Here is a 6,724-nt window from a genome sequence, read left to right on the forward strand (position 1 = left end):
AGTCCAAGCGGGTTGAACAGGCCAAACGGAAGGCAGGACGGTTGTGGGCAGATGTGGTGCGTCAGAATCTACCGTGTCTGCAGCGGTCATCCGGGACGCCGATCCATCAAGCGTTGTCGGCGCTTCGGGATTTTGGTTGGGTGTAAAAAAATGGAATACAATATCATCACTTCAAGATGAGGGATGAGAGTCCAAAAGCGCTTACGATATCAATTCCTGAAAATGGTTCGCTAACTAGTGATTGACAACACCCGTAGTGAACCGAAAAAATGTTCTCCACAAAGTCTTGACTGACTCGTTTTATTATTTTACAATATAGCAAACGTTGCAAATATGGTTGAATATTTGTAGAGAGTTTGCTAGAAATATAAGTGCGGTTATTTTTCAACTTTTTCATTGTCACAACATTGTTTTGACACAAATTCGACACAATTAAGACAAAAAAAGTTCACAATTTGACGGAGAAATGTGCTTTAATATACAGAGACGACACAGTTACCGTGTATAGATTGGAAACGCCTTCAAAGGCATAAGAGAGGAGTGGCGGCAGATGGCGGATGTAGTCGAAGATGTAAAAACGACAAAAATCCAATCAGGTGTACTAAAAGATGTATTAGCTGTCGTGAAAATTGGCATTGTCAATTCAAATTTAATTACGACGTTTACGGGACTTTGGTTAGCCCTTCATTTTACAGGAAAAGGATTTTTAAGCAATTTGCATATCGTGTTTTTTGCGCTCGTTGGATCTGCGCTCGTCATTGCAGGTTCTTGCGCGTTAAATAATTTTATTGATCGCGATATTGATCATCTCATGGAGCGGACGAAAAGTCGCCCAACGGTGAGCGGAAGCGTAGAGCCGAAGCGCGTGCTTTGGTTCGGTGTACTTCTTGTCGCCATCGGTACGTTCAGTCTGCTTATGACAACTGTCACCGCCGCGATCATCGGACTTATCGGCATGGTGACGTACGTCTTTTTATATACGATGTGGTCTAAGCGGAGCAACACGCTCAATACGGTGATCGGCAGCATTTCTGGTGCCGTTCCACCGGTCATCGGTTGGACAGCGGTCGATGACGGATTTCATATCGTTCCAGTCATTTTGTTTTTGCTTATGTTTTTATGGCAACCACCACACTTTTTAGCGCTGGCGATGAAGCGATGTGAGGAGTATCGCGCAGCGGGCATTCCGATGCTTCCTGTCGTTCACGGATTTGCGATGACAAAACGGCAAATCGTCATTTGGATTGTGGCGCTTTTACCACTTCCGTTTTACTTATTTTCATTAGGCGTGCCGTTTTTAGTGATCGCAACGTTGTTGAACGTCGGTTGGTTAGCGCTCGGACTAGCGGGCTTTAAAATGAAAGACGATATGAAGTGGGCGAAATGGATGTTCATTTATTCGCTCAACTATTTAACGATTTTATTTGTGACGATGGTGATTGTCACGATTGACTAATGAAGCGCCTGCAACGGCGCTTCGGAAAATAAAACAGGTTTACAATTCTTTCTTTTTGTAAAGAAAGAATGTATATATTTCACTTTATTTCATAATCGAAAGAGGGGTTTGATTAGGCTATGAAGAAGTGGCTACGAAATTGGCGCTTGGTTTCTCTTGTATCCGCCATGGCGCTTTTGCTAGCTGGTTGCGGCAAGCCGTTTTTATCGACGCTTCAACCAGCAGGAGAAGTAGCTGACATGCAGTACAAGCTTATGCTGCTCAGCACGGCCATTATGGTCATCGTCATTGCGGTTGTAACGATCATCTTCCTTTACGTTGTGACTCGCTTCCGTCGTCGTAAAGGGGAAGAAAACAAAATTCCGAAACAAGTAGAAGGAAGCCATACGCTTGAAATTATTTGGACAGTTATTCCGATTATTTTACTAATCATCTTAGCTGTTCCGACGGTTTTATACACGTTTAAATTGGCGGATGTAAAACCGATGAACAAAAAAGAACGCGACGTTGTTGTCGTCAACGTGCGCGCGAATTTGTACTGGTGGGAGTTTGAGTACCCAGATTACGGCATTATTACAAGCCAAGATTTAGTCGTTCCAACAGATGAACGCGTGTATTTTAACTTAAAGGCATCCGACGTAAAACACTCGTTCTGGATTCCTGCTGTTGGAGGAAAAATGGATACAAATACAGATAATACGAACCAATTTTTCCTCACATTTGATGACAAACGTGCCGAAGAAGCAGGACGTCTATTTTACGGAAAATGTGCGGAACTTTGCGGTCCGTCGCACGCATTAATGGACTTTAAAGTGAAGGCGCTTCCTCGGGCTGAATTTGATCAATGGGTAGAAAAAATGAAAAATGCAAAGCCTGTTGCTTCAACAGATCCTGTTGTGAAACAAGGGGAAGAAATTTTCAACAAAAGCTGTATTGGCTGTCACGCAGTTACACCAGTTGATGGTCGTACAGAGCAAGCTCGCCTTGCGCCAAACTTAGGCAACTTTGCGGATCGCGAACGCATTGCCGGCATTTTAGAACATAACGAAGAAAACTTAAAAGCTTGGTTAGAAGATCCAGAGAAAATAAAGCCAGGCAACAAAATGACAGGTACTTATCCAGCATTATCTGATGAAGAATTGGAAGCATTAACAAAATACTTAATGACATTATCAGTTGAGTAAGGGGATTATCGATAAAGGGAGGTTAAACTGTGAGTACGTTAGCTCGGAAAAAAGGTGTCGGCGCAGTCATTTGGGACTACTTAACGACAGTAGACCATAAGAAGATTGCGATTTTGTACTTGATCGCCGGCGGGGTTTTCTTCTTGCTTGGCGGTTTAGAAGCGATGATTATTCGTATTCAGCTCGCCGTACCAAACAACGACTTCATTAGCGCAGGGTTCTACAATGAAGTGTTGACGATGCACGGAACGACGATGATTTTCCTTGCGGCAATGCCGCTCGTGTTTGCGATGATGAACGCCGTTGTACCGATTCAAATCGGTGCGCGTGACGTAGCGTTTCCGTTTTTAAACTCGCTTGGATTTTGGTTATTTTTCTTCGGTGGTGTATTTTTAAACTTATCATGGTTTTTAGGCGGTGCACCAGATGCGGGTTGGACATCTTACGCGTCGTTATCTCTTGCATCACCAACGCACGGTATTGACTTTTACGTGTTAGGTTTACAAATTTCCGGTTTAGGAACGTTGATCGGAGGAATCAACTTCCTTGTGACGATCATTAATATGCGCGCACCAGGAATGACATATATGCGCATGCCGATGTTTACATGGGCAACGTTTGTCACATCTGCGCTCATTTTATTCGCGTTCCCGCCATTAACAGTCGGTTTAATTTTCATGATGATGGACCGTTTGTTCGGCGGAAACTTCTTTGATCCAGCGCTTGGTGGAAATACGATCATTTGGGAGCACTTGTTCTGGATTTTCGGTCACCCAGAAGTATACATTCTCGTCTTGCCAGCGTTCGGTATTTTTTCAGAAATTTTCGCGACGTTCTCGCGTAAACGTTTATTCGGTTATTCATCGATGGTATTTGCGACAGTGTTAATCGGATTTTTAGGATTCATGGTGTGGGCGCACCATATGTTTACCGTTGGTATGGGCCCAATTGCAAACGCCATCTTTGCGGTTGCGACAATGGCGATTGCCGTTCCAACAGGAATTAAAATTTTCAACTGGTTATTTACGATGTGGGGCGGAAGCATTCGCTTTACGACGCCAATGATGTATGCGGTAGCGTTCATTCCATCGTTCGTTATCGGTGGGGTCACAGGGGTAATGAACGCAACAGCTGCGGCAGACTATCAATATCACGATAGCTATTTCGTCGTTGCGCACTTCCACTACGTTATCGTCGGTGGGGTTGTATTCGCGCTACTCGCAGGGGCACATTATTGGTGGCCAAAAATGTTCGGTAAAATGTTAGATGAGAAATTAGGCAAAGTGACATTCTGGTTGTTCTTTATTGGTTTCCATTTAACGTTCTTTATTCAACATTTCCTTGGCTTAATGGGTATGCCACGCCGTGTATTCACGTTCTTGCCTGGCCAAGGATTTGAAACAGGAAACATGATTAGTACAGTCGGTGCATTTTTCATGGCAGCAGGTACAGTCGTATTATTAGCAAACGTTGTTATTACAACGGTAAAAGGAAAGCGCGTCGGCAACGACCCTTGGGAAGATGGACGCACATTGGAATGGGCAGTATCTTCGCCAGCGCCGGAGTACAACTTTGCGCAAACGCCGCTTGTACGTGGTTTAGACGCGTATTGGATTGAAAAAATGGAAGGCAAAAAAGGATTAACACCAGCAGAGCCGCTTGGTGATATTCATATGCCAAATCCATCGATTTTACCGTTTGTTATTTCGCTCGGCTTATTTGTATCTGCATTTGGTTTCTTGTTCCACCAAGATCATGCGTGGGGAACACCGGTTGGCGTATTTGGCTTGATTATTACGCTCGGTGCGATGTTCTTCCGTTCAATTATTGATGACCACGGCTTCCATATTCATAAAGAAGAAGTGATGGAAGCGGAGAAGAAGGGGGCTGGGGCATAATGCATGTGGAAGAAAAATTAACGGCAGAAACGTTTCCGGCAGAGCCTGAAAAAGCGACCCTTGAAGGGAAAAATAAATTTTTAGGTTTCTGGTTTTTCCTCGGCGGAGAGACGGTATTGTTCGCCTCTCTCTTCGCCACATTTTTGGCATTGAGAGATTCTGTGGCAGGTGGTCCATCTTCGAAAGAATTATTCCAAATGCCGATCGTCTTTTTAGCGACGATGCTGTTACTAACGAGCAGCTTAACGAGCGTATATGCAATGCATCATATGCGCAACTTCGACTTCAAAAAAATGCAGCTTTGGCTCGGCATTACGGTATTGCTTGGCGCAGGCTTCTTAGCGCTTGAAATTTACGAGTTTACAGAGTACGTACATGAAGGATTTAAATTTTCAACAAGTGCGTTTTCTTCAGCTTTTTATACGCTAGTTGGTACGCACGGTGGCCACGTCGCATTCGGTTTGCTTTGGATTTTAACGTTAATGATTCGCAATGCGAAACGTGGGTTAAACTTATATAACGCACCGAAGTTTTACGTTGCCAGCTTATATTGGCACTTTATTGACGTCGTATGGGTGTTCATTTTTACGGTCGTATACTTAATGGGAATGGTGGGGTGATTGTATGGCAAATCATACACATGTACAAAACCCAAAAGTAGATGTGCAATATCGCCGGAAAAAAAATGCAGAAGAAATGAAACATCAAATTGTTTCATTTACGTTAATGATTTTTTTAACGCTCATCGCCTTTTTTGCGGTTGGATATGAAGGATTTTCTGCTTGGTTTTCCGTACCGTTCATTTTATTGTTAGCGGTCGTGCAAGTTATTTTCCAACTGTATTACTTTATGCATATGAGCCATAAAGGGCACGAACTGCCAGCACTTTTCATCTATGGCGGTGTCGTTGTGGCGTTCGTTACGATTTGGGCGTTTTTAACGGTCGTTTGGATTTAAGAAGCTAGCGTTGGCTAGCTTCTTTTCTTTTCACGTTTGTTACGTTTGTAGTATAATAAAGTCGGAAAAAAAGTGAGGTGAATATGATGCCGTTAAGTATATTTGGTTTTGAGGCGATGTGGAGTCCGTACTTTTTCAGTTTTTTAGTTTTGGTGACGATCGCTTATTTTTGGCTTGTTAACCGTGCAAAAGAACAAACGACGACAAAGCAAAAAACGTTGTTTGTCACCGCCATCGTTTTACTTTACATTTGTAAAGGCTCTCCAGTCGACTTGTTAGGGCATTTAATGTTTAGCGCCCATATGACGCAAATGGCCATTCTTTATTTAATGGTGCCGCCGCTCCTTATTAAAGGCATTCCGTCATGGATGTTTGAAGCGCTTTTTCGCATTCAAATCATTCGATCGACGTTTGCTTTTTTCACGAAACCGTTAATTGCATTATTTTTGTTTAATGGTATTTTCTCGTTATACCACGTGCCTTTGATTTTTGATGTGGTGAAAACGAACATGTGGTTGCATGCGTTCATGACGATTGCTATTTTTATTGCGGCGATGATGATGTGGTGGCCGCTCGTCAATGACGTACGAGGGTTTCCGACTTTATCTGGCTTGAAAAAAATCGGTTATATTTTTGCTGATGGGGTGTTGCTGACACCTGCATGTGCGCTCATTATTTTTGCGGATACCCCGCTATATGCGACGTATTACGATCCAGCTGCTTGGATCAACGCTTTAGCGCTTTGCGTCCCACAAACGACGTTAGCGTCGCTTGAATTAAGCGGACCGGAAATGTTTAGTTCGATGTCGCTATTGCACGATCAACAGCTTGGTGGGGTATTGATGAAAATCATTCAAGAAATCGTATATGGAGTTATGTTGTTTTTCATTTTTATGGAATGGTATCGAAAAGAACGAAATGAAGAACATGTCGCGAGTCAGTCAAGACTTTGTGGAGAACATTTTTTCGGTTCACTACGGGTGTTGTCAATCACTAGTTAGCGAACCATTTTCAGGAATTGATATCGTAAGCGCTTTTGGACTCTCATCCCTCATCTTGAAGTGATGATATTGTATTCCATTTTTTTACACCCAACCAAAATCCCGAAGCGCCGACAACGCTTGATGGATCGGCGTCCCGGATGACCGCTGCAGACACGGTAGATTCTGACGCACCACATCTGCCCACAACCGTCCTGCCTTCCGTTTGGCCTGTTCAACCCGCTTGGA

General features: G+C 43.4%; 5 protein-coding genes and 3 pseudogenes. 7 read left to right on the top strand and 1 reads right to left on the bottom strand.

Annotation, left to right across the window (positions count from 1 at the left end; all coding sequences use genetic code 11):
* From LH47_RS15660 to ctaG, 7 genes and pseudogenes are all read left to right on the top strand, one after another.
* Positions 1-146, top strand: a pseudogene (locus tag LH47_RS15660) (UPF0236 family protein); the annotation flags it as partial.
* Positions 147-604: 458 nt separating this feature from the next.
* Positions 605-1,456 (top strand): annotated as a pseudogene (gene cyoE / locus LH47_RS13885) (heme o synthase); the annotation flags it as partial.
* 119 nt (positions 1,457-1,575) lie between these two features.
* Entirely contained in the window at positions 1,576-2,640 is a 1,065-nt protein-coding gene (coxB, locus tag LH47_RS13890; protein WP_043968524.1) for a cytochrome c oxidase subunit II, read from the top strand.
* Between the two features lie 29 nt (positions 2,641-2,669).
* Positions 2,670-4,538, top strand: coding sequence for a cytochrome c oxidase subunit I (gene ctaD / locus LH47_RS13895; RefSeq protein ID WP_043968526.1), 1,869 nt, complete (start codon positions 2,670-2,672; stop codon positions 4,536-4,538).
* Entirely contained in the window at positions 4,538-5,158 is a 621-nt protein-coding gene (gene ctaE / locus LH47_RS13900; RefSeq protein ID WP_043968528.1) for a cytochrome c oxidase subunit III, read from the top strand. The genes ctaD and ctaE overlap by 1 nt, the downstream gene beginning before the upstream one ends.
* A gap of 4 nt (positions 5,159-5,162) precedes the next feature.
* Positions 5,163-5,495 (top strand): cytochrome c oxidase subunit IVB, encoded by a 333-nt coding sequence (gene ctaF, locus LH47_RS13905; RefSeq protein ID WP_009373480.1) that lies wholly within the window; start codon positions 5,163-5,165, stop codon positions 5,493-5,495.
* A gap of 83 nt (positions 5,496-5,578) precedes the next feature.
* Positions 5,579-6,496 (top strand): cytochrome c oxidase assembly factor CtaG, encoded by a 918-nt coding sequence (ctaG, locus tag LH47_RS13910; RefSeq protein ID WP_043968530.1) that lies wholly within the window; start codon positions 5,579-5,581, stop codon positions 6,494-6,496.
* An 84-nt stretch (positions 6,497-6,580) separates the two neighbouring features.
* On the opposite strand, the pseudogene LH47_RS15665 reads toward ctaG, so the two are convergent.
* Positions 6,581-6,724: pseudogene (locus LH47_RS15665) on the bottom strand (UPF0236 family protein); the annotation flags it as partial.

Origin of the sequence: Anoxybacillus thermarum, assembly GCF_000836725.1 — a bacterium.
Lineage (GTDB): Bacteria > Bacillota > Bacilli > Bacillales > Anoxybacillaceae > Anoxybacillus > Anoxybacillus thermarum.

Bases quoted from the DNA above. Each gene is read 5' to 3' on its own strand.
- coxB (WP_043968524.1), top strand. From the start codon at position 1,576: ATGAAGAAGTGGCTACGAAATTGGCGCTTGGTTTCTCTTGTATCCGCC.
- ctaE (WP_043968528.1), top strand. From the start codon at position 4,538: ATGCATGTGGAAGAAAAATTAACGGCAGAAACGTTTCCGGCAGAGCCT.
- ctaF (WP_009373480.1), top strand. From the start codon at position 5,163: ATGGCAAATCATACACATGTACAAAACCCAAAAGTAGATGTGCAATAT.
- ctaG (WP_043968530.1), top strand. From the start codon at position 5,579: ATGATGCCGTTAAGTATATTTGGTTTTGAGGCGATGTGGAGTCCGTAC.